Consider the following 20,254-nt stretch of genomic DNA (forward strand, 5'->3'; position numbering starts at 1 on the left):
GGTTTTATGGATAAATTTGATCGTATTTGTCCGGTATTGTAAACGAAAAGCGCAAATCTTCACTAAATGTCACCTTATTAAATTTAATGTTACAAGATAATAAATGTTTTGGATCCTTTACTTCAAAAGCCAATCGTTGAGGAAACTTCCTGTTTTCAAAAACAGTGAAATCCCGATACTTAATCGTAATATCCCTTGCAGCATCAAATTCTTTTACCAATATATCTGTAATTCTCATTAAAGAAGGATCGATATCTACTCTTTGATAATTAAACCTATTTAATTTTTCCAGCTTATCCTTTTTTAATTTTCGATCAATCTTTCTCGCTTTATCAGATATAAAAACATACTTGTTGTCAATTATTTTTCCATCAAAGGATCGAATAAAAGCTTTTTCCTTCTCTTCATTGTCGACTCTAAAAATTGAATTGGTAAGTATACTTTGGAAAGAATAAAAATCCAAATCCATATTTAGTTTGTCCGAAAAGAACCCAAAGTCATCAATGAAATAGGTTTTCTTAAGTCTATCGATCATCTTTACAGAATCAGGTGTAATGAGTAGTCGCGCTACCGGTATCCCAACCGAAGCAGTAATATCGATCCAAATAATACTATCCTTTTCTATTTTAATAGAACCTTTAAAACTTTTGCTTATGCCATCAACTGAAAAGCTTGCCGAAAAACGTTTTACATATATACTTTTATAATTTAAACTACTATCTATTAGTCCATTATACAGCCTATTGTCGGAGATTGGTTTTGCCTTCTCAACACCTAACTCATAAAATGATTTACAGGAAAACTGAAAAAGGGCAATGATAACGATCAGAGCCCTTACAACAGTTTTTGAATATTTTCTATTGCTCATTTTGTTCCTTCTCTTCAGGAATACTACCTGTCTTTATTTTTTCGGCCAGATACACTGAACCTTCACCAATTTCAATTGCTTTTTTCCACTCTTCAAGAGCCTTTTCATTCTCTCCCAGGCGAAAAAGAATATCACCATAATGCTCAACAATTACAGCAGATTCTCCCCCTCCGAATTTCAAAGCTTTTTCCAAAACACTTTTAGCATCCTTAAATTCTCCCATTCGATATAAAACCCATCCATGAGTATCCAGATAAGTAGAGTTTTCTGCCTCAATTTTGATGCAAAGAGAACTCATTTTTTTAGCTTTTTCAAGTTCCTGCCCTTTAACTGATAAATAATAGCTGTAATTATTTAACACGATTACATTTTGCGGCTCAAACAACAATACCTCATCATACGCTTTAAATGCTTTTTGCGCATCGCCCATTTGATAGTATGCATCGCCTAAATAAGTCTTAAACTGAACCCGTAACTTTACATTTTCTCCAATATAAGAAAACCCCTCCTCCAATGTTTCAACAGCTGTTTTGTACTCTTGTTTTTGAGCTGCTGCAACACCTTTAAAGATGTATAAAAGAGGTTGGGTCGGAAAATATTTTAATGCCTCAGAGCTTTCATTAAACATACTTTCAAAATCCAACATTTCATTATCTATTAAAAGCAATTCTTCCCAAACTACATAATTTGTTTTTTCCTCTTCAAGCACTTTCCTTAGGTGATATCGTGCGCCTTCATTATCCTTTCTTTTTCTAAGAAAATCAGCATAAAGTGCATGTACTCTTACTTGTCCCGGATGAACTTCAACCAATATGTCCAATAATTCTTTCAAATACTCATCAGACATGCCTTCTTTATTTCCATTCATCAGAATGGAAATTAAAAATTGAATTTTCTGATCCGCTTCAATTTCTGGATTTCTGAAAGCCTTTGTAAGCGAAGCGTTACTTTTTTCAATTTCGCCTTTTCTTCGATAAAAATCCGCTAAATAAAAATGAACCAAACCATTTTCCGGATCAATTTTCAATATCTTTTCGTACTGTTCAAAAGCTTTATCTTCTTCTTTGTCCTCTGTATACAGATCGGCTAACATTCCATAGAAATCAGCCCGGTAAGGATTCTTTTTTATCAGCTTCTGAATTTCGGAATAGGCCATTTTTCTGTTGCCTGCAGCAAGATACAAGCGCTCTTTTTCCAACGAGATCCCTTCCTGGATTCCCTCCTTTTTCTCTAAACGATTATAGACTTCTATGGCTTCATCAAATTTTTCTACTGAAGCAAATATCGCGGCTTGTAGATAATAAAAGTCGTTTCGTTCCGGATGTAATTTTACCAAGTCATCATACACAGCACAAGCTTGATCCATCATCCCCTTTTTTTGGTAAATATTTGCAAGCTGAATTTGATACCAAATATTTAATGGCTGCAATGAAACAGCTGCTCTGGAAAGCTCTAGTGCACTACCCAAATCTTCCTGACTCATATAAATATTCGCCAATTCGTAACGAACAACAGCACTCGACGGGTCAATTTTAAGGCAAGTTGCATACAAAGAAAGCCCTTTATCCAACTCCTGCAGCAAAACAGCCTTCATTGCCTCCGCAAAAGCAAAATCGAACTCTAATTTTTGCGCCTCTGTTAACTTTACTTCTTTCTGTACTATCTCTTTTTTAGGCATTGGCACAATTTCCCCTGCAAAAGCAGAGCCTGACACCAAACAACCGATAAGAACTGCCATCCAAAATTTACATCCCACCTTCATCTATCTTTATTTTGAGAAGGTCGCAAAATCTCCAACATTCCATTCCGAAACCTCACCCTGAACATCAACATAATTACCTATCATGGAATTTTCAAGGTTTAAGTTTTCAAGATTTGAGTTGCGCTGAATGATTGAGTTGCGAACCAAAGTATTACTTACTGTTGTATTTGCACCCACCGAAACATGAGGTCCAATTACCGAATTCTTAATTTTTACATTTTCTCCAATGTAACATGGAGGAATAATAATGGAATTTTCAGCTGAAGACGAAGGACAAACCAAATCATCATTCTTGTGGTATTCCAGTATTCTTTGATTTGTATGAACGGTTGCATCTTTATTTCCACAATCCATCCATTCTATAACTTGCCCTGGTTTAAAAGAAAGTCCTTTGTTCTTCATGTTTTCCAAGGCATCTGTAAGCTGATATTCCCCATTTACCAGCACCTTATTTTTCAGCAGGTATTCCAATTCATCCCGCAGATTATCACCATCTTTAAAATAGTAAATCCCAATGATTGCTAAATCAGATACGAAATTTTTTGGCTTCTCTATAAAATCCGTAATGTTGTTCTCATCATCAATTTTAACAACCCCAAAAGCAGATGGATCCTCAACTTTTTGTACCCATATCACACTGTCTGCCTCAGCATCCAAAACAAAATCTGCTTTAAACAAAGTATCTGCGAAAGCAACTACAACCTTGTCGGATAAAGAAGGTGCTGCGCAATAAATGGCATGAGCAGTACCCAATGCTTCTTCCTGATAGTAAATGCTGGCTTTAGCACCAATATTTTTAGCAATGCCACATAATCTTTCTTCAACTTCCTTGCCAAAATCGCCAATGATGAATGCTATTTCATCAATTGCTTCGTCAGAAACTTTTGCAATTTCCTCGACAAGACGCTGAACAATAGGCTTGCCTGCAATTGGAATTAAAGGTTTTGGAACCGTTAAAGTATGAGGACGCATGCGTTTCCCCATTCCTGCCATTGGAACAATTATTTTCATCTGTTAAAATATCTAGTAGTAGTGAATTGTAAAATAACTAAAAAACGGATCAAATGTACCCTTTTACAATTTGTTTTGATCCAAATTAATAATTTTTAACGCATTAGGATTTTCCTGTATGTCCGAATCCTCCGGCACCTCTTTCTGATGTTTCTAAATCCTCAACCGGTTCCCACCTTACTGTTTCATGAGCCGCAACAACCATCTGACAAATTCTATCTCCATCTTTAATCTCCACCACACGATTCGAAAGATTTGCAAGAATTACTCCTATTTCACCACGGTAATCAGCATCAATAGTTCCTGGTGTATTTAACACAGTAATCCCTTCTTTTAGAGCCATACCTGAACGAGGCCGAATTTGAGCTTCGTATCCGGCAGGTAATTCAATAAACAATCCTGTTTTTATTAATTTACGTTCCAGTGATTCTAATAATACCGGTTCGTCCAGATTCGCTCTAAGATCCATACCTGCAGATAATTCTGTACTGTATTTAGGTAAGTCGTGCTTCGATTTGTTAACTATTTTTACTTTCATCTGTTTATATTTTTTATTTTATAGTCAGATGGAACTTACCATGCTGGAATAATCATCCTCCTGTGTCTCAAAATTCCTTGTCATGGGCGTTCCATATAAATGACAATTGCTTGAAGAATATTTCATTTTTTTTTCGAGTGGCTAAGATACATTTTTCAAAACTCTTATGAAAGGTTGATAATAGATCTTGATTACTTCCTTTTCCTGTTTATACCAACTATCTTCCCCAAAGAACTCCACAATCGCTCTTTTTGAATAAATACAATCATAAAAAGCAATAACAATGGAGTTTTTTCAGCCATTTTCAGCCATTGGTTTTCTGGGTTAAAATAAGTGCTGATTGCAAAAATAGTTGTTGCAAGCAACAGATAAAAAAGTATTCCCTTTAAATCGTATGGCACAGGATAGTATTTCTGACCTGCGATATAGGATATTACAGTTATTACTAAAAAGCAGGCAAGAACTGAATATGCCGCCCCCATATACCCGAATATTGGAACAAGCAGAATATTCAAAACTATAGTAATTATAACGCCTATAATAGCTATGTAGGCACCAAACCGAGTGTTGTCGGTTAGCTTGTACCACAAAGATAAAGAGAAAAATATTCCAAAAAATAAATTTGCCAGAAGTACGTACGGTACAATTCCCAGTCCTTCATGATAACGGGAATCAATTAAGATCTTAACAATATCAAGATAGAACATCACTCCAAGAAAAATGATAAGACCAAGTATTACGAAGTATTTTAACACATCGGCATACACCTGCTTTGAGTTCTGCTCTTTTGCCTGAGAAAAGAAAAATGGCTCGAAAGAATATCGAAAGGCCTGTATAAATAGAGTCATGATAACTGCCAGCTTGTAATTTGCTCCGTAAATTCCTGTTTGATACAAAGGATTTTGTGATTCCGGAATCAACTCCGGCATTATCATTTTATCTAAATTAATATTGAGTGTTCCACATATGCTTACCACTAAGATAGGTGAAGAATAGATTAGAATTTTAATGAGTAATTTTCGATCTAACTTTAATCGAACCTTTAATATGTCTGGAAGCAGTAACAGCAAATTTATGAAGCTGGAAACAAATATGGCCAGAAAAATATAACCTATTCCAAATTCAGGATTCCATACTATAGTGATTGGAATTTGAGGATAGTTATTATAAATCCATGGACACAAGAGTAAAAAGAAGAGGTTTATTCCCAAATTAACTCCAATATTGATCAGCTTTAGTCCCGCATAACGAACCGCTCGGTTCTCCTTGCGTAATTTTGCAAATGGCAAAGCTGTTGTAGCATCAAACCCCAATGTAAGTGCAAGTAGTATAATAAAGCTCTTGTTTGCAGGAATTTCGAAAAAAACAGCGAGCGGATTTAAAAAACATGCAATAATAATCAAGAACAAAATACTTGTTGCAATTAAAGAAATAAAACCCGTTGAAAAGGTACTATCGCCCTCCTTCTCTTGACTTGCGAACCGAAAGTACCCTGTTTCCATGCCATAGGTTAAAACAACCAGTAATATTGCAACATACGACATAAGATTCGTAACAATCCCATAGTCTTCGGGAATAAATAAACTGGTATACAGCGGCACAAGCAACCAATTAAGCAATCGGCCCAAGATGGAACTTACTCCATAAATGACTGTTTCTCCGGCAAGCTTTTTAAGAGGATTCAAATCAAGTAAATTAGTGTATTAGAATTGGCAAATATATGATAATTTTATTTTTCATTTTCCTAAAGTATCTGAAAATGAATTCATAGATGTTCCACGTGGAGCAATTTGTTTTTTTGGGGAGAAAAAGATCGTTCGGTATTTATATCAAAAATAAATAAGGGGCACACAAACGATTTCGATGGAAATATTTGATAATTTGAGTCTTATAAGCTTACCAAATACTTTTTTATCCCGATTATTTTTTCCACTTTTGTTGACATACGCGTTAAGGAACGTTTATGTTAGTGTTTGTTGTTTAAGTATTTTGTGAAAATCCTGACCTCTCGGTCAGGATTCTTCTTTTTTATAGGCGTTTGTATTTTTAGCAGACACTAACGAATACTTTTCCCAAATGGAGTTAATGCAAAACCTGCTAACTTAACATGCTGAACTGCAAATGGAATCCCAATTATTGTGATGGCAAATAACAGCGCAAATAACAAATGAGTTACAGCAATCCACAATCCCCCAATAAAAATCCATATTACATTTAAAAGAATACTTAAGCATCCCCCGGCATGCTCGTTGTACACCACCTTTTGTCCGAATGGAGCCAATCCCAATACAGATAACTGTATGATTTTCAAGCCAAATGGTATTCCAACAATCGTTAAGCACATTAGTAAACCACTGATAATATATTCCAGGAATATGAAAATTCCTCCGAAAATTATCCAAATAATATTGCCAATTAAACTCATAAATATTTGCTTTATAAATATTAAAACTGATATGATACTCCCACCTGAAGAACAAAATCAGGTGCTGTATTAACAATGATATCCTCAACAAAGCCAAGCGAAACAGCTACATCTTTTGCAACAAAATAATCCAGTCCGAGAACTAATTGTGCAGATGCTTTCCCTAATTGTTTAGTATATGATTTTTCATACAAACTTGTGTGAAAATCGAGTTGAGACTTGAAATACCAATTATCATTCGCATTAAAAGCCAGACCAAAACTTCCAAAACCAACATTGCGGGTTACTTTGTTTTCCAGTAATGCACCTTTGCCAATTCTTAAATAACCTCCTGAATAGTAAAAGGAAAACTCTTTCCTTTTAGGAGTTGAATTAAGCATTCCTGTTATTTGGAATCCAAAATCACTGGTTCCACTACCTACTAAATTTGTTTTATTTCCGGTTGGTAACTTCACGAAAGTGCGAAAAGAGAGATCGTGATTTGGACTTTGTATAATGGGTGTTCCTAAAGAAAAACTAATATCTCCAAAACTAAGTTTACTTTCATTCATTTCGAAAACGATCTCCTCTTCTTCCATGAAAAAGTAATTTAAATTGTATGCTGGCATAACTTCCCTTGATTTCCCTGGTAAGTTAAACGCATCGTGCCAATTACTAATAAAAGAATCCATAACTCCACTCGAATGTTTAACTACTGGAATAACGATACCAACTTCCAGTTTAGAAAGCAGACCGTAACTTAGAAATAGTTCATTTCTATACATCTCTCCATCCAGATAAATGGCTTCTTCATTGATTTTACCACTTGTAGCATTATTAGCAATACTAAAATAGTTACCGAACCAAAAAGAATTTTTCTCTGGAATTGAGCCTCCTGGGTTGGTCGGAATCCCGAAAAAATGAACCAAAGGGCTTTGGTTATGAGTTTGAAAAGGTTTCACCAATTTCTGACCAAGAGCGCAATTAGTAAGTAAAACAATTTCAAAAAAAATTACTGCTAAGCTTCTCATGAATATTCCCGGCCTGATTAATTTGATCAACTGGATCAAATCTACAAATTATTCAACAACTTTCCATACGAGTGCTGCTGAACCCAATACACCTGAATTTCCTTCAACAGAGGACAGCTTTAACTGCGTTTTTTCTTGAAAAACAGATAATAAATTCTGTTCCATATGGTATTGTGTTGGCTTTAAAATTAAATTGCCGGCTTTAGATAATCCTCCAGACAAAAATATGGCTTCCGGATTGTTCAAAGCAATTACATTCGCCAAAGCAATTCCAAGAATTTTACCCGTAAATTCAAAGGCTTCAATTGCAATTTGATCCCCAGAATAAGCTTCCGAAGCTAATCTTCTGGCACTCATTCTATTGAAGGGAATATTTCTCAATTCACTTGAATAAGAAAATTTTGCGAATAATTTACTCACAGTTCTCTTAATTCCTGTTGCAGAAACATAAGTCTCCAGACAACCCAATCTTCCGCAACCGCAATGCCGACCTTCAGGACGTACAATCATATGTCCCATTTCTCCGGCTAAACCAGAATGGCCATGCACCAACTCCCCGTTAACAACGATGCCCGATCCTAATCCTGTTCCTAATGTTAAAACCATAAAGTTTTTCATACCAACAGCACCTCCAAACAACATCTCAGCCATGGCAGATGCATTGGCATCATTTGTAACAAAAACAGGAACTCTAATTTTTTGACTCAAAAGTTTACCGAGTTCAAACTTCCCTTTCCATGGCAGGTTCGATGCATTCTGAATGCACTGATCCAAATAATTCGCATTTGGAGCACCTACTCCTATTCCTACCAACTCACAATTCAATTTCTCAGCAAGAGACTGAATTCTATCACATAATTCATCTATAAATGCTTGAAATATTAAATATTCCTTTGTGAAAATGAAATCTTCAGCAAGAATATTTCCTTTTTTATCGACCAAACCAAAAACCGTATTTGTTCCGCCAATATCTATACCAACAGCCAGCTTTTGCATATCAATTGTTTTTGTATCAAAATGTATTGCATGGGAAAGAAACCAATCCGTACCGGATCAATTTTCTATAATGAAGTTACAAACGGTCTTTAATTAATGATCGAATCGGATTAAAAATACGTTGCAACAGGCGAAGATCTTCTGTAATTATTTCAGCCTGACCTTCAATCTGCTGTGCAAAATCCAACTCAATTCCATAATTGGTAACCAAGCCTTTGGGAAAATCAACATCCAAACTGTATTTCTGATCCTCCGGCACTTTTGATATGGATCGAATGGTACCTTCCAACATCCCGTATTCAAGATAAGGATAATTATCAAGTTTTATATTCACCCGCTGTCCTATTTTAACCTTGCCCGCTCCCTGCACTCCTAATTCAACTCTGGCAATAATTTTAGTGGAATCTGAAGGCAAAACAGTGAAAACCCTTTCTCCAGTCTTAACATTTTGATTGGAGCTGTAAAATCGGTTGAAACTAACCTTTCCATCAATAGGCGTAATTAATACATACTTTTGTTCCCAAATGTTGATTTGAGCCTTTAGGTTATCGAATGATTGAATAAGCAGATTCTGTAAGTCCTTTCGTTCATTCTCCTTTTTTAATTCCAAATCTATAATTTGCTGATTTACTTCTGAGATACTAATTTGTGTAGACGCAAGTGAAGAACGGGTACCATGAAAAGCATAGCTCTGTTCCAGAAATTTTTTACGTGCATTTTGGAAATCGGACTGCGAAATTACACCCCGGATAAATAAAGATGAATCGCGAAGAAATTGCTTTTTTGATATCGCTAATTCACTTTCAGAAATTACTTTTTGCTGGTACTGCCGGTCATAATACAAATTGTATTTACTGATTTTATCCTTGTAAGATTCTATTTTTCGATCGTAATAATCCAAATCGAAAAAACGCTGATAATCAGCATATGATTTTAAAAACCCATTGTAGTACGATTGAATTTCTCCCAAACGAAAATTACCTTCCAACAAATTTGATTTAATGCCATCCACACCTGTAAGATGTTCATGAAACTCGTTCATTTTTGTTTTTAAAACGAACACATCATCATTAACTGCAGGATTTTCGATAATGGCCAAAAGCTCTCCCTTTTTCACTTCCTGATTATCTGAAACATACAGATTTTGAATTTGTCCCGATGATCGAGCAACCAATTCGGCAGGCGGATTTAAGGTAGTAAGAACCAATTTGGAATGAATAATATCCGGATAACGAAAGAACCAACTGCCAATCAGCAGAGCAAAAATAACGACAAAGAAAAGCGTTGTTCCGCTTCGAATGATCCAATTGGGCATTCGCTGCAAAATCTCCTTTACTTCATCTGACCGTAATTCTATGTTTGTATCCTTATCCATAAGACTAGACGCTGATTGCGCTGAAAAATATGATTAAATATGATAATTTTTTGTGAACACTTTTCTTTTATATTGTGGTTTTGCACCAAAATTAAGAAGTAAGCCCACCTCAATATTAGTCGCTTTTAAGTAATTTACTAGCTGAACCTCATGCTCTGGGGCAATTCTCTCCACTGCTTTTAGCTCAATAATTACTTGGTCATTAATAATCAAATCAGCAAAATAATCACCTACCTTTTCATCTTTATAAAAAACTGTAATTCTCTTTTGCTCTTCCACTTCCAAGTCTAGGTGTTCTAGTTCTAGTACCATTGCCCGCTCATAAACTTTTTCTAAAAAACCATAACCCAACTCATTGTAAACATTAAAAAATGCCTTTAAGATAAGTCCCGTTATTTCCGAATGTATATAATTCATTTCTTTTTAATGAAAATCAGTGCAAATCATAAATATCATATTTATCTGCGTCCATTAATTGCCGAGTTCCAGCTGATTTTTCACCAACTGATAATAAGCTCCCTTCAATTTTGTTAAATCAGCATGAGTTCCTTCCTCAACAATCTTTCCTTTATCCAGAACAATAATTTTGTCGGCACTTCGAACTGTACTCAATCGGTGGGCAACAACTACTACAGTTCTTCCCTTATTGAATTCCTCTAAATTGTTCATGATTGCCTTTTCGTTGTTGGCATCCAAGGCATTGGTTGCCTCATCAAAGAACAAAAATTCAGGGTTTTTATAAACTGCCCGTGCAATTAAAACACGTTGCTTTTGTCCTTGACTTAAACCGTGACCATTGGCGCCAATCCGCGTGTTGTAGCGCAATGGCAAACTTTCTATAAACATATCGATGCAGGCAACCTGAACCGCATACAACAATCTCTTTTTATCGATGAACTCATCACCAACGGCAATATTTCTGGCGATGGTATCCGAAAAAATAAACCCATCCTGCATCACCACCCCGCAATTTTGCCGCCACATCGATGAACTGTAATTTTCGAGAGAAACTCCACCCAAGGAAATCCGTCCTTTTGTAGTGGGATAAAATCCCAGCATCAGCTTAATTAAAGTCGTTTTTCCACTACCTGATGCACCTACTATTGCTGTTGTTTTTCCATCCTCTATCTTCAAATTAACATCATCCAAAACCATTTCGGAATGTGGCCCTTCGTACTGAAAGAATACCTTTTCAATATCAATCGCCTTTTCTTCAGGAATTTCTGTTAAACGATCCTCATTTGGCATTTCTTCCTCCTTCATCTCGTGAATTTCACCCAATCGCTCGAGAGAAATTTTAGCATCCTGCCACGAATGAATGAACTGAACCAGATTGTCGAGCGGGGAATTCAATTGACCAATAATGTAAGACACGGCCAACATCATACCCAAGGTCATGCCTCCATCCAATACCGATTTGGCCGCCAAAAAAGTGATGATAATGTTCTTTGTTTCGTTGAAGAAAATGGAACCTGATACCTGATACTGATTCAAAGCCAGACCTTTGGTTCTCACCTTAAACAATTCAGCCTGTATTTGCTCCCACTCCCAACGCTTTTGTTTCTCGCAGTTGTTCAGCTTAATTTCCTGCATTCCGGTAATTAACTGAACCAATGAATTTTGATTGTTCGATAACTGAGCGAATCGTTTTCCATCCAATTCTCTTCGTTTTCTCAGGAAAAGATTCACCCATATTAGATACAAAACCGATCCCACTGCAAAAACAAAAAAGATTTGTATGTCATAAATCGCCAAAATAATTCCAAAAATCACCAGATTGACCATCGAAAACAGGATGCTTAAGGTTGATGATGTCAGGAAACTTTCGATTCGGGTATGATCCTGTATCCGCTGCAATAAATCACCGATCATTTTAATATCGAAAAAGCCAATGGGCAACTTCATTAACTTGATTAAAAAGTCGGATATTAGTGAAATGTTTATTCGTGTTGAGATGTGTAAAAGTATCCAGCTTCGGATGAATTCCACCGACATTCGGGATATGAACAGTACCAATTGGGCAATTAAAACCAAATAGATAAAACTCAGATTTTGCGTATTGATACCTACATCGACAATGGATTGAGTAAGGAATGGAAAAATTAATTGCAGCATACTGCCAAACAACATTCCCAATGCCAACTGCACCAAAAATTTCTTGTAAGGTCTCAAATATTGAAGCAAAAAAGTAAAACTCTTTTTATGGGAAAGATCCTCGTCGCCCTGAGCGTAAAAATCGGGTGTGGTTTCCACCAACAAACACAATCCTTTTAGCTCTCCCTGACTTTGTGTACTTGCCCACGACTTTATAAATTCCTCTTTGGTAAATTTTAGCAAACCGGATGCCGGATCGGCAACATGAACCGTAGTTGTATTCTTTTTCACCTCGATTTTGTGCACTACCACAAAATGATTTTGTCCCCAATGGCAAATAGCCGGAAGCGTAGCATCATCCTGTAACTGCTCGTAGCTAATGCGAACGCCCATGGTTCGCAAACCAATACTTTCCGCCGCATCGGCAATGCCCAGCATCGAAACTCCCTCACGGGTAATGTGCGATTTGTCGCGTAAGGACTGTAGACTAAAGTTTTTACCAAAATGTGAGGCTATCATGCGCAGGCAAGTCGGGCCACAATCCATGGCATCCAATTGGCGGAAATGGGGGAATTTTTTCTTCAAGGCAGAATGGTAGTTAGTCAATTTATAATCGTCAAGCTAAAAATAGGGAAAATTGTTGGAATCATAAGATTTCAGATAATTTGAGTGGGTTTGTTACACTGAGTACTTATTCTCCCCACAATGCCATATTCAATTTATTGACCTTGTTTTTATCCAAAATAAATTTTCCCGCTTCATTATATATACCACATTCTTCCACAGATACATAACCTTCATCTGTCTTCCATTTTGCAATATAAGGATTGTAGTTACATTTTTTAGGCTGCGAATAAATATTATCAGGTTGCTTAAGGTATGCACGGCAATCAGTGCACATATGTCGAAATTCACAATCTTTGCAAACCTCTATTTGATCTTTTGATATACTCCAATATTTCTTAAAATTCGGATGATTTAAAGCTTCTTTTATCGTCGTGGTTCGAATATTACCAAAACTCTCACTCATCGAGGGACAATTCTTAATATTCCCATCAACATCAATAGATACTTTACAATTCAAACATGAATTAAATTGCGAGGATTCACAAAATGTCCTCATTTCACAAACAAATTGCTCTTCCTGTATAATTCCACAATGATCGTGAGAATCTACAATTTGTTGGGTTTGAAAAACAGTTGCCTGCTCCACAACTCTTCTCTCTCTGTTCGTTGAGTATGTTAAAACGAACAAACTAATTTTTGGCATACGCTTTACCAAAGAATCAATATATTCGTAAGAGAATGTATTAGGAAGAATTAAATCAATAAATTTAATCTTAGATTTCGAAAATTGAAGCAATACCTTTTCCAATTCTTCCTCTACGATTTCATTATAAAACCTTAATTGAATATTAGGGATAGCAAATTGATTGATCTGCTCTACAATTCTGCAGAATTCACCCAACAATTCAGATCCAAAATCGACAATACAAGTTTCGAACTCAAAAGGGATGTGCCACTGCTTATTTAAATCTGGAAATAGTTCCAAATCTTCCCGATCACAGGGAAAACAAATTTCATTTTCAAATAAATATTCGAAATATCCTTTCACATCAATATCCTTATACTTTTTTACCAAATTACTAATGCACTCATCTTTTTCTTCCATTAAAATAGTACACAAATCATTTGGGATAAACCAATAATCCTTTCTTTGCAAATCGTAAACAGCCGAACGCACATAACCTCGAACAGGAACACAGCAGACAAAAAGTTTATAATAATCTTGATTCATAAACTTATAATTTTGGAAATTGGCTTTGGATAGGTTCTAAATCGGTGTTTTGAAGTTTGCAGGTGCGGCATATTTATAAAAAACATTTTTCTATACGAATCTATTTTTTTTACTATTGGTGCCTGTTGAATGCATATTGGCATTTCTGGCTGTCTGCAGATCTCCTTTAAGCTCTTTTTCTTCATAATGGTATTCTCTCTAATATTTGTTCTGCAATTCTTTTTTCAAGGTAATAGTTACAAGGTTCACTCACCATTTCAATATTACCGGCAGGATTAATTTCCAAGAAAATATACTCTTTTTCCGGAGTCAGAATAAAATCAATAGAACCAGTATCCAAACCTGAAATATTCATAAATTGCAATACCCTTTCCTCAATATCTTTGGGCAAATGGAACGGAACAAATCTATTCGGATTTTCTCTATCATAATTTCGATAATCAATATCCGTTTTTGAATTCCCTTGTGAAAAAATTGCCATTGCATAAATCTCATCATACGAAACAAATACCCTAAGTTCAATCCATTTGTCTATTCTTTCTTGCAAAAGAGATGGATAAAAAATTTCCATTGTAATCTTATTGACTACAGAGGTGCTTAAATCAATAAAAGAATTACTTTGAGAAATAGACATTGCTTCTCCTATAGCCTTTGTAATTATACTTCTCTTTCGAATAAAACTAGATGAAATTTTAGATGATTCCGAAACAATTGTTTCTGGTATTTTAAAACCACATTCATGAGCATATTCTAAATTTTGTAATTTATTCACAGTAGATTTAAAGTAATTACCTAAAGAACTTTTATTTTTCATAACTGACATAATGTAATTTCTACAAATCACCCATTCCCAGTTTAAAAACTCCCATAATTCCTTTTTTGTTTTTAAATCTTGTATTGGAACATCAATATTTCTATTTAAATTCCCCCTCCTATACCAAAAAAATAAAACTCCCTTCAAATCAATACTGGTTGCCAAAGTATGATGGGAAATTTTAATACTTTTTAACCTTGGTTTAATCTCATCTATAACTATAAGGTCATTTTCATTAATTCGAATGATTTTGTGTTTTTGATCAAATTGCAACCACTCAATTACTTTATCTGTGGTCAAATCAGTTTGTTCACTTACTATTAGAATTGTTTGCATTCCGCATATAAGGTTTAATACCAACTAGGTAAGAATGGTTAACATTACTATAATCAACTAGAATAAATCCAAACTTATCGTATTCTTTATTGTATTGCTCACTAAACTGTGATGCAATCCGAGACTCCAATAGAATATAATCGAGCTTTGACTTGCATGATTCACAATTCATCATAGCGCTTTTAATTTCCCTAAATGGATATTTAGAATACCAAGTATTATTTAATAAATAAGAAGTGCTGTTATCAAAAGGAAATAAACCAACAGATACACGTAATTGATTAATATCATTAAGTCTTTCTTCATTAATCCAAGGCATAAATTCAACTTTTTCCTTATCAAAATCAATTCTAAGAACAAGTTTGCCAAATCTATTCTCAGAATCAAAATATGAAATATTGTCAGCATATGTAGTTGGTAATATTTTGCCTTGTATTAAAGCATCATAAAACAGCTGGTTTAAACAAATAGAAGACAAATTCATATTTTCATATATTCTACCTTCATACTGTCCATGATTGTCATTTAACCTATTAACCAAACCAAAATAATGTCTTAATGGGGCAAGTATATTTAATAGCATAGTATCCTTATATATATTACAGTTCGGGAACCCCTCCGACACATAGATTTTATTTAATAATAATGCATTTCCATAAAATACACTATCCTGAAATTCAATATTGCCTGATGATGCGGCAATTTGATCCTTTTCAAATATATCATGTAATTTTTGGTTCATATTTTGATCAACAGTTGATAGATAATATGAACGCAATTTATCATACCTTTGAACAAATCTATTCCACTTCAGTGTGCTTTTTAATTTGCTAAACCCAGTAGCATTAAAATCAATTAACAAATAACCCTGAATAACAAGTTTTTCGCAATATTTTATTGCAAGATCATAATTACCATCCTTTATTGCACATAAACTCGCATTGTGTAAATCCTTATAAAAAGCTATCTCAAAATCATTAAAAACCGCTTGGTACGAAGCTAAAGCCTCTCGATAATTACCCTTTCTAATCAATAACTCGGCTATCTGTATTTTTTTATGATATATAATATAATTTTTACTACTAGTAAATGCGCTTGAAGTTAGAAATAGAAATATGATATAATATCTCATATTATTATGAATTTTATATAGAGGGAGAAATCTCCCTCTATATTTAGATAAATATTAATCACATGGTACAGATTTAATCTCAAACGAACCGTCATCATAAACAACGCAATATTCTTGACAACAACCGTGAGGACCTTCCCCCGAACCACTGTAGCAACCATCGACTTCCTTTTTACCTCCTAAAGTTGAATTTAGGAACTCTCTTCCGATTTTATTTTTCTCAAACAATTTTGAATTTAAAGTTTTCATTTTAATAAAATTAAAATTGGCATCACTCCATTCCCTACACAATAGCCAATTGCACAGGTCATCTCGTTTAGGTAGTTTTGCTCTTGCAAAATGTAGCCTAGCTACCAGAGTCGTTCCGGGTGAGAACGGATATTTGTTTACTTATTCCGGAGCGACTTAATTAATAATGCGCATTATTAATTTAAACAGCACTAAATTAAATAAGCTCCCTGCCAAAAATGGCAGGGAGTTCTTAATATTTACACTTTTTTGAAAATACTGTTAATTTGGAATCATTCTAAGATATAGCTTTGAAGCGTTCTAGAATACGAAATAGCAATACCCAAGTCCTTTATACTATCTAAAATCCGATACAAATTTCGCTCCGAAACACCCAGTTTATCAGATAGTTCATTTGGAGTACCTGTTGATTTATTCTTTGCGAGCAGCATCACTCTTTCCATTAATTCCTTATTTTGGGTAATATTCATTTCGGCTGTGATTCGGTTAATTACTTCACTACTTAATTCCGCAAAAAAAGAAAAGGTAACCCTTTAAATTGTTAAAATATGTGAAACAGTTCACAACTACTTAAACTACAATGTAAAATGCCTATCTATTATAAATATTTCATCACGTACATACATTGATTCTGCCGGCATTGTGTACTGACGTTGCATGCAACGTCTCTACGGCATTCGATATTTCGATAATGCCGTGCACATGATTGGGCATAACCACAAATGCGTGCCATTTTACAAATGGGAAATGATTGGAAATCCCGAACCAAAATTGATAAGCCAGCTTGCCAATTTCAGACAATTCCATTTTCTGATCAGTAATAGAACCAAAAAACCACTACCTGTTATGGCTGCAAATGGTCACAAAATAGCTGCTTTCGTTGGAATAATTCCACCACAAAGCGCGGGCCGAGGGGATGCAGTATTTGTTTTGGAATTTTTTCATTTTACTAAATTTAATAGTAGAAAGCCCTATGAAAGTAAACATCCTATCGAAATAACCCAAATTAAAAAAAGAAAACTAATGTTAATTGAACAGCCCGTTATAGTTTAACAGTGACAGAAAAATCAGTATTAATCATATTTCCAGATACCAATTACTTCCCTAAAAAAATAATGTTAAAAAACCCCATCCGGACGAACCAGATGGGGTTGAAATATTATTGCAAACAGGGATTACAAAATTCCGCCGACTTTTTTAAGTGCTTTGGTATTTAGTATTTTAATTTTTCGTCCGTTTAATTCTATTAACTGATCGGATTTAAATTCGGACAACAAACGGATCACCGATTCGGTTGCTGTTCCCACCATATTGGCAAGTTCTTCGCGCGTAAGAGCAATTTTAAGCGTACCATCCTCGGTCAATCCAAAAGCTGTTTCCAATTGAATTAAAATCTCTGCTAAGCGTTCACGTACCGTTTTTTGAGCAATATCAGTAATGTAATCATTTGCTTCATCCAATTCTTTGCACGTAAGTTGAATTAATTCCATTGCAAAATTAGAGTTTTCCTGAATTAGTTTGGTTAAAACATTACCTGGGATAAAACATACAATGGCATCTTCGATCACTTTAGCAGAAGTGCATGCCCGCTCCTGACTCAACACAGAACGAAAACCGATTAAGTCACCAGGCTTCGCAAAACGAATGATTTGCTCTTTCCCTTCCATACCTGTTTTAAATACTTTTAAAACACCCGAAAAAAGAAAGTAGCATCCTTTCGCGGAATCGCCCTCAGAATAAATAATACTGCCTCTTTTATAGAAATGAACATCTTCACCCCAAAATAAAAGATTCATATCTTCTACCTTCAAATTTTGAAATTTTTCACCGAATTTCTCGGCTAATTGATTGCAATTTGGAAGAATTGGATTCTGCTTCATTAAAAAATCATATTAAACTGAAATCAATACTACTAATTCAATAATAATTCCTTGTGGCAGGACTTCAACACCTGACAAACTCATTAAAAAAATTATTTGTTTCGAAGGGTTTTTCCTACTTTTATTACAAATCACTTTCAATTTGTAATCAGGTCAAATATACAAATTTAAGTTTTACTTATCCAAAAGGTAAAAAGACTAAATACACAGCAATTATGAAACGTCCATGTACAAAATTTTTCATACACAGGGAGATGATTATATGGTAAGTTACATATGGCAAAAACTTAAAATTATAAACATATGAAACACAAAGTTGAACTATCGTGGCTGGGAAACCTCGCCTACGAAACCAATATGGATGGTCATAAAATGATTACCGACGCCGGTACCGAAGTGGGCGGTGAAGACAAAGGATTCCGTCCAAAGAAGCTAATGCTGACCGCTTTGGCGGGATGTACGGGCATTGATACGGCGTTAATTGTGAAAAAAATGAGGCTTGACATCCGGGATATTAAAGTATCAGTAGAAGGAGAGCTAACCGAAACTCAACCCACCTACTATAAAAACATGCACATTACTTACGAATTCTTTGGTAAGGATCTTCCCCATAAAAAATTGGAGCGGGCGGTTAAAATATCCGAAGAATCGCAATGTGGAGTAAGTGCTTTGTACAAACAGGTGATTCCTGTTACATCAGAGATTATCTATCATGAAGAGTAAAAAGTCTGGAAAGGTCTAGAAAAGTCTGGAATAGTCGAAAAGTCAAACGGTCAAAGAGTCGAAGAGTAAAAAGTCTGGAAAGTCCACAAAATAAAAAAAGTGCCTCCCGCAAGGAAAGGCACTTTTTTGTTTTTATCGTGTTAGACGATCTCAAGTTTCACATCTAAAATCTTATATCTATTTTCTAGAATCCTGCAGCTGAAAACTGCTCAAGGAAGCGAATGTCGTTCTCAAAGAACAAACGAAGGTCTTTAATGCCGTATTTCAGCATGGTGATTCTTTCAATTCCCATTCCCAATGCAAAGCCTGTGTATTTTTTATTGTCGATTCCGTTTAATTCCAAAACATTCGGATCAACCATACCGCAACCCAAAATCTCTAACCAACCAGTTCCTTTGCACACATTACAGCCCTTTCCGCCACAAAGTGAACAAGTAACATCAACCTCAGCCGATGGCTCGGTAAACGGGAAATAGGATGGTCTTAATCTGATTTCAGTTTTCTCTCCAAAAAATTCCTTTGCGAAATAAGTCAGTGTTTGTTTTAAATCGGCAAATGAAACGTTCTCATCGATGTACAAACACTCAATTTGATGGAAAATACAATGAGCACGCGCCGAAATAGCTTCGTTACGGAAAACCCGGCCTGGCGTTAAACAACGAATCGGCAATTCCATTTCAGACATATCGTGCGCCTGAACCGAAGAGGTATGAGTACGCAAAATTACATCCGGGTTTTTCTCGATAAAGAAAGTATCCTGCATATCACGGGCAGGATGTTCTTCCGGGAAATTTAAAGCTGAAAAGTTATGCCAGTCATCTTCAATCTCCGGACCTTCAGAAATAGTAAATCCCAAACGGGAGAAGATCTCTGTGATTTCATTTTTCACCAAAGAAAGCGGATGGCGCGAACCCAACTTAACCGGATCACCTGATAAAGTCAAATCCAAACCTGATTTTCCAAAATCAAGATTGGTGAAACTATCTTTCAAAGAATTTACTTTATCCAAAGCAGTTGTCTTCAGTTCATTAAGAGCTTGTCCTACAGCTTTTTTCTGATCGTTTGGAACATCTTTAAAATCTGCAAACAAAACTGCAATACTCCCTTTTTTACTAAGGTGTTTGATTCTAAATTGTTCAACTTCCTCTATTGTAGTTGCTGAAAATGAATTCAGCTCCTCCAGTAAATTCTTTATTTTGTCTAACATATTTTTAATCTTTTGAAATCCGATAGTCGGCAAAGT

General features: G+C 35.2%; 20 protein-coding genes. 2 read left to right on the top strand and 18 right to left on the bottom strand.

Features of this window, described 5'->3' with window-relative positions; translation table 11 throughout:
- Positions 1–4: 4 nt before the first annotated feature.
- The 16 genes from lolB1 to ACHZAX_RS19650 all read right to left on the bottom strand — a co-directional run bounded on the left by lolB1 (position 5) and on the right by ACHZAX_RS19650 (position 16,878).
- A complete protein-coding gene (gene lolB1 / locus ACHZAX_RS19575; protein WP_101311246.1) occupies positions 5–868 on the bottom strand; it encodes a lipoprotein insertase outer membrane protein LolB1 in 864 nt (287 codons plus the stop codon).
- Positions 858–2,630: a tetratricopeptide repeat protein gene (locus ACHZAX_RS19580; protein WP_320020257.1), complete on the bottom strand. Its 1,773-nt coding sequence runs from the start codon at positions 2,628–2,630 to the stop codon at positions 858–860. Before ACHZAX_RS19580 ends, lolB1 begins: the two co-directional genes overlap by 11 nt.
- 6 nt (positions 2,631–2,636) lie before the next feature.
- The gene (locus ACHZAX_RS19585; RefSeq protein WP_101311248.1) at positions 2,637–3,641 is read right to left on the bottom strand and encodes a sugar phosphate nucleotidyltransferase; all 1,005 of its coding nucleotides are present in this window, start codon (positions 3,639–3,641) and stop codon (positions 2,637–2,639) included.
- Between the two features lie 103 nt (positions 3,642–3,744).
- Complete coding sequence (gene dut / locus ACHZAX_RS19590) at positions 3,745–4,179, bottom strand: dUTP diphosphatase (RefSeq protein ID WP_101311249.1); 435 nt, start codon at positions 4,177–4,179, stop codon at positions 3,745–3,747.
- Between the two features lie 191 nt (positions 4,180–4,370).
- Positions 4,371–5,864 carry a lipopolysaccharide biosynthesis protein gene (locus ACHZAX_RS19595; protein WP_320020258.1) on the bottom strand — a complete coding sequence of 498 codons (1,494 nt, stop codon included), beginning with the start codon at positions 5,862–5,864 and terminating at the stop codon, positions 4,371–4,373.
- 371 nt (positions 5,865–6,235) lie between these two features.
- The gene (locus ACHZAX_RS19600; protein ID WP_101311251.1) at positions 6,236–6,604 is read right to left on the bottom strand and encodes a YccF domain-containing protein; all 369 of its coding nucleotides are present in this window, start codon (positions 6,602–6,604) and stop codon (positions 6,236–6,238) included.
- A 20-nt stretch (positions 6,605–6,624) separates the two neighbouring features.
- Positions 6,625–7,614 carry a DUF3187 family protein gene (locus ACHZAX_RS19605; protein WP_320020259.1) on the bottom strand — a complete coding sequence of 330 codons (990 nt, stop codon included), beginning with the start codon at positions 7,612–7,614 and terminating at the stop codon, positions 6,625–6,627.
- Positions 7,615–7,662: 48 nt separating this feature from the next.
- On the bottom strand, positions 7,663–8,610 hold the full coding sequence (locus ACHZAX_RS19610; RefSeq protein WP_320020260.1) for an ROK family protein: 948 nt from the start codon (positions 8,608–8,610) through the stop codon (positions 7,663–7,665).
- Between the two features lie 76 nt (positions 8,611–8,686).
- Positions 8,687–9,985 (bottom strand): HlyD family secretion protein, encoded by a 1,299-nt coding sequence (locus ACHZAX_RS19615; RefSeq protein WP_320020261.1) that lies wholly within the window; start codon positions 9,983–9,985, stop codon positions 8,687–8,689.
- Between the two features lie 33 nt (positions 9,986–10,018).
- Complete coding sequence (locus ACHZAX_RS19620; protein WP_101311255.1) at positions 10,019–10,402, bottom strand: GxxExxY protein; 384 nt, start codon at positions 10,400–10,402, stop codon at positions 10,019–10,021.
- Between the two features lie 54 nt (positions 10,403–10,456).
- Positions 10,457–12,664, bottom strand: a complete 2,208-nt coding sequence (locus ACHZAX_RS19625) for a peptidase domain-containing ABC transporter (RefSeq protein ID WP_320020262.1) — start codon at positions 12,662–12,664, stop codon at positions 10,457–10,459.
- A 106-nt stretch (positions 12,665–12,770) separates the two neighbouring features.
- Positions 12,771–13,877 (bottom strand): grasp-with-spasm system SPASM domain peptide maturase, encoded by a 1,107-nt coding sequence (gene gwsS / locus ACHZAX_RS19630; RefSeq protein WP_320020263.1) that lies wholly within the window; start codon positions 13,875–13,877, stop codon positions 12,771–12,773.
- 181 nt (positions 13,878–14,058) lie between these two features.
- Complete coding sequence (gene gwsG, locus ACHZAX_RS19635) at positions 14,059–15,027, bottom strand: grasp-with-spasm system ATP-grasp peptide maturase (RefSeq protein ID WP_320020264.1); 969 nt, start codon at positions 15,025–15,027, stop codon at positions 14,059–14,061.
- Complete coding sequence (locus ACHZAX_RS19640) at positions 15,002–16,159, bottom strand: tetratricopeptide repeat protein (protein WP_320020265.1); 1,158 nt, start codon at positions 16,157–16,159, stop codon at positions 15,002–15,004. Before ACHZAX_RS19640 ends, gwsG begins: the two co-directional genes overlap by 26 nt.
- A 54-nt stretch (positions 16,160–16,213) precedes the next feature.
- Entirely contained in the window at positions 16,214–16,408 is a 195-nt protein-coding gene (locus ACHZAX_RS19645) for a hypothetical protein (protein ID WP_320020266.1), read from the bottom strand.
- Between the two features lie 272 nt (positions 16,409–16,680).
- Positions 16,681–16,878, bottom strand: a complete 198-nt coding sequence (locus ACHZAX_RS19650) for an HTH domain-containing protein (RefSeq protein ID WP_101311259.1) — start codon at positions 16,876–16,878, stop codon at positions 16,681–16,683.
- 277 nt (positions 16,879–17,155) lie between these two features.
- Here ACHZAX_RS19650 and ACHZAX_RS19655 point away from each other — a divergent pair, with 277 nt between their 5' ends.
- Positions 17,156–17,461, top strand: a complete 306-nt coding sequence (locus ACHZAX_RS19655; RefSeq protein ID WP_320020267.1) for a hypothetical protein — start codon at positions 17,156–17,158, stop codon at positions 17,459–17,461.
- A gap of 122 nt (positions 17,462–17,583) precedes the next feature.
- Here the strand turns inward: ACHZAX_RS19655 and ACHZAX_RS19660 are convergent, their stop codons facing one another.
- Positions 17,584–18,288, bottom strand: coding sequence for a Crp/Fnr family transcriptional regulator (locus ACHZAX_RS19660; RefSeq protein WP_101311261.1), 705 nt, complete (start codon positions 18,286–18,288; stop codon positions 17,584–17,586).
- A 303-nt stretch (positions 18,289–18,591) separates the two neighbouring features.
- Between ACHZAX_RS19660 and ACHZAX_RS19665 the strand changes: the two genes are divergently transcribed.
- Positions 18,592–19,011: an OsmC family protein gene (locus ACHZAX_RS19665; RefSeq protein ID WP_320020268.1), complete on the top strand. Its 420-nt coding sequence runs from the start codon at positions 18,592–18,594 to the stop codon at positions 19,009–19,011.
- Between the two features lie 184 nt (positions 19,012–19,195).
- Here the strand turns inward: ACHZAX_RS19665 and pheS are convergent, their stop codons facing one another.
- A complete protein-coding gene (gene pheS, locus ACHZAX_RS19670; RefSeq protein WP_101311263.1) occupies positions 19,196–20,218 on the bottom strand; it encodes a phenylalanine--tRNA ligase subunit alpha in 1,023 nt (340 codons plus the stop codon).
- Positions 20,219–20,254 lie beyond the last annotated feature (36 nt).

Origin of the sequence: Labilibaculum manganireducens, from assembly GCF_963665805.2 — a bacterium.
GTDB lineage: Bacteria > Bacteroidota > Bacteroidia > Bacteroidales > Marinifilaceae > Labilibaculum > Labilibaculum manganireducens.

Bases quoted from the DNA above. Each gene is read 5' to 3' on its own strand.
- lolB1 (WP_101311246.1), bottom strand. From the start codon at position 868: ATGAGCAATAGAAAATATTCAAAAACTGTTGTAAGGGCTCTGATCGTT.
- ACHZAX_RS19580 (WP_320020257.1), bottom strand. From the start codon at position 2,630: ATGAAGGTGGGATGTAAATTTTGGATGGCAGTTCTTATCGGTTGTTTG.
- ACHZAX_RS19585 (WP_101311248.1), bottom strand. From the start codon at position 3,641: ATGAAAATAATTGTTCCAATGGCAGGAATGGGGAAACGCATGCGTCCT.
- dut (WP_101311249.1), bottom strand. From the start codon at position 4,179: ATGAAAGTAAAAATAGTTAACAAATCGAAGCACGACTTACCTAAATAC.
- ACHZAX_RS19600 (WP_101311251.1), bottom strand. From the start codon at position 6,604: ATGAGTTTAATTGGCAATATTATTTGGATAATTTTCGGAGGAATTTTC.
- ACHZAX_RS19605 (WP_320020259.1), bottom strand. From the start codon at position 7,614: ATGAGAAGCTTAGCAGTAATTTTTTTTGAAATTGTTTTACTTACTAAT.
- ACHZAX_RS19610 (WP_320020260.1), bottom strand. From the start codon at position 8,610: ATGCAAAAGCTGGCTGTTGGTATAGATATTGGCGGAACAAATACGGTT.
- ACHZAX_RS19615 (WP_320020261.1), bottom strand. From the start codon at position 9,985: ATGGATAAGGATACAAACATAGAATTACGGTCAGATGAAGTAAAGGAG.
- ACHZAX_RS19620 (WP_101311255.1), bottom strand. From the start codon at position 10,402: ATGAATTATATACATTCGGAAATAACGGGACTTATCTTAAAGGCATTT.
- gwsS (WP_320020263.1), bottom strand. From the start codon at position 13,877: ATGAATCAAGATTATTATAAACTTTTTGTCTGCTGTGTTCCTGTTCGA.
- gwsG (WP_320020264.1), bottom strand. From the start codon at position 15,027: ATGCAAACAATTCTAATAGTAAGTGAACAAACTGATTTGACCACAGAT.
- ACHZAX_RS19640 (WP_320020265.1), bottom strand. From the start codon at position 16,159: ATGAGATATTATATCATATTTCTATTTCTAACTTCAAGCGCATTTACT.
- ACHZAX_RS19645 (WP_320020266.1), bottom strand. From the start codon at position 16,408: ATGAAAACTTTAAATTCAAAATTGTTTGAGAAAAATAAAATCGGAAGA.
- ACHZAX_RS19650 (WP_101311259.1), bottom strand. From the start codon at position 16,878: ATGAATATTACCCAAAATAAGGAATTAATGGAAAGAGTGATGCTGCTC.
- ACHZAX_RS19655 (WP_320020267.1), top strand. From the start codon at position 17,156: ATGATTGGAAATCCCGAACCAAAATTGATAAGCCAGCTTGCCAATTTC.
- ACHZAX_RS19660 (WP_101311261.1), bottom strand. From the start codon at position 18,288: ATGAAGCAGAATCCAATTCTTCCAAATTGCAATCAATTAGCCGAGAAA.
- ACHZAX_RS19665 (WP_320020268.1), top strand. From the start codon at position 18,592: ATGAAACACAAAGTTGAACTATCGTGGCTGGGAAACCTCGCCTACGAA.
- pheS (WP_101311263.1), bottom strand. From the start codon at position 20,218: ATGTTAGACAAAATAAAGAATTTACTGGAGGAGCTGAATTCATTTTCA.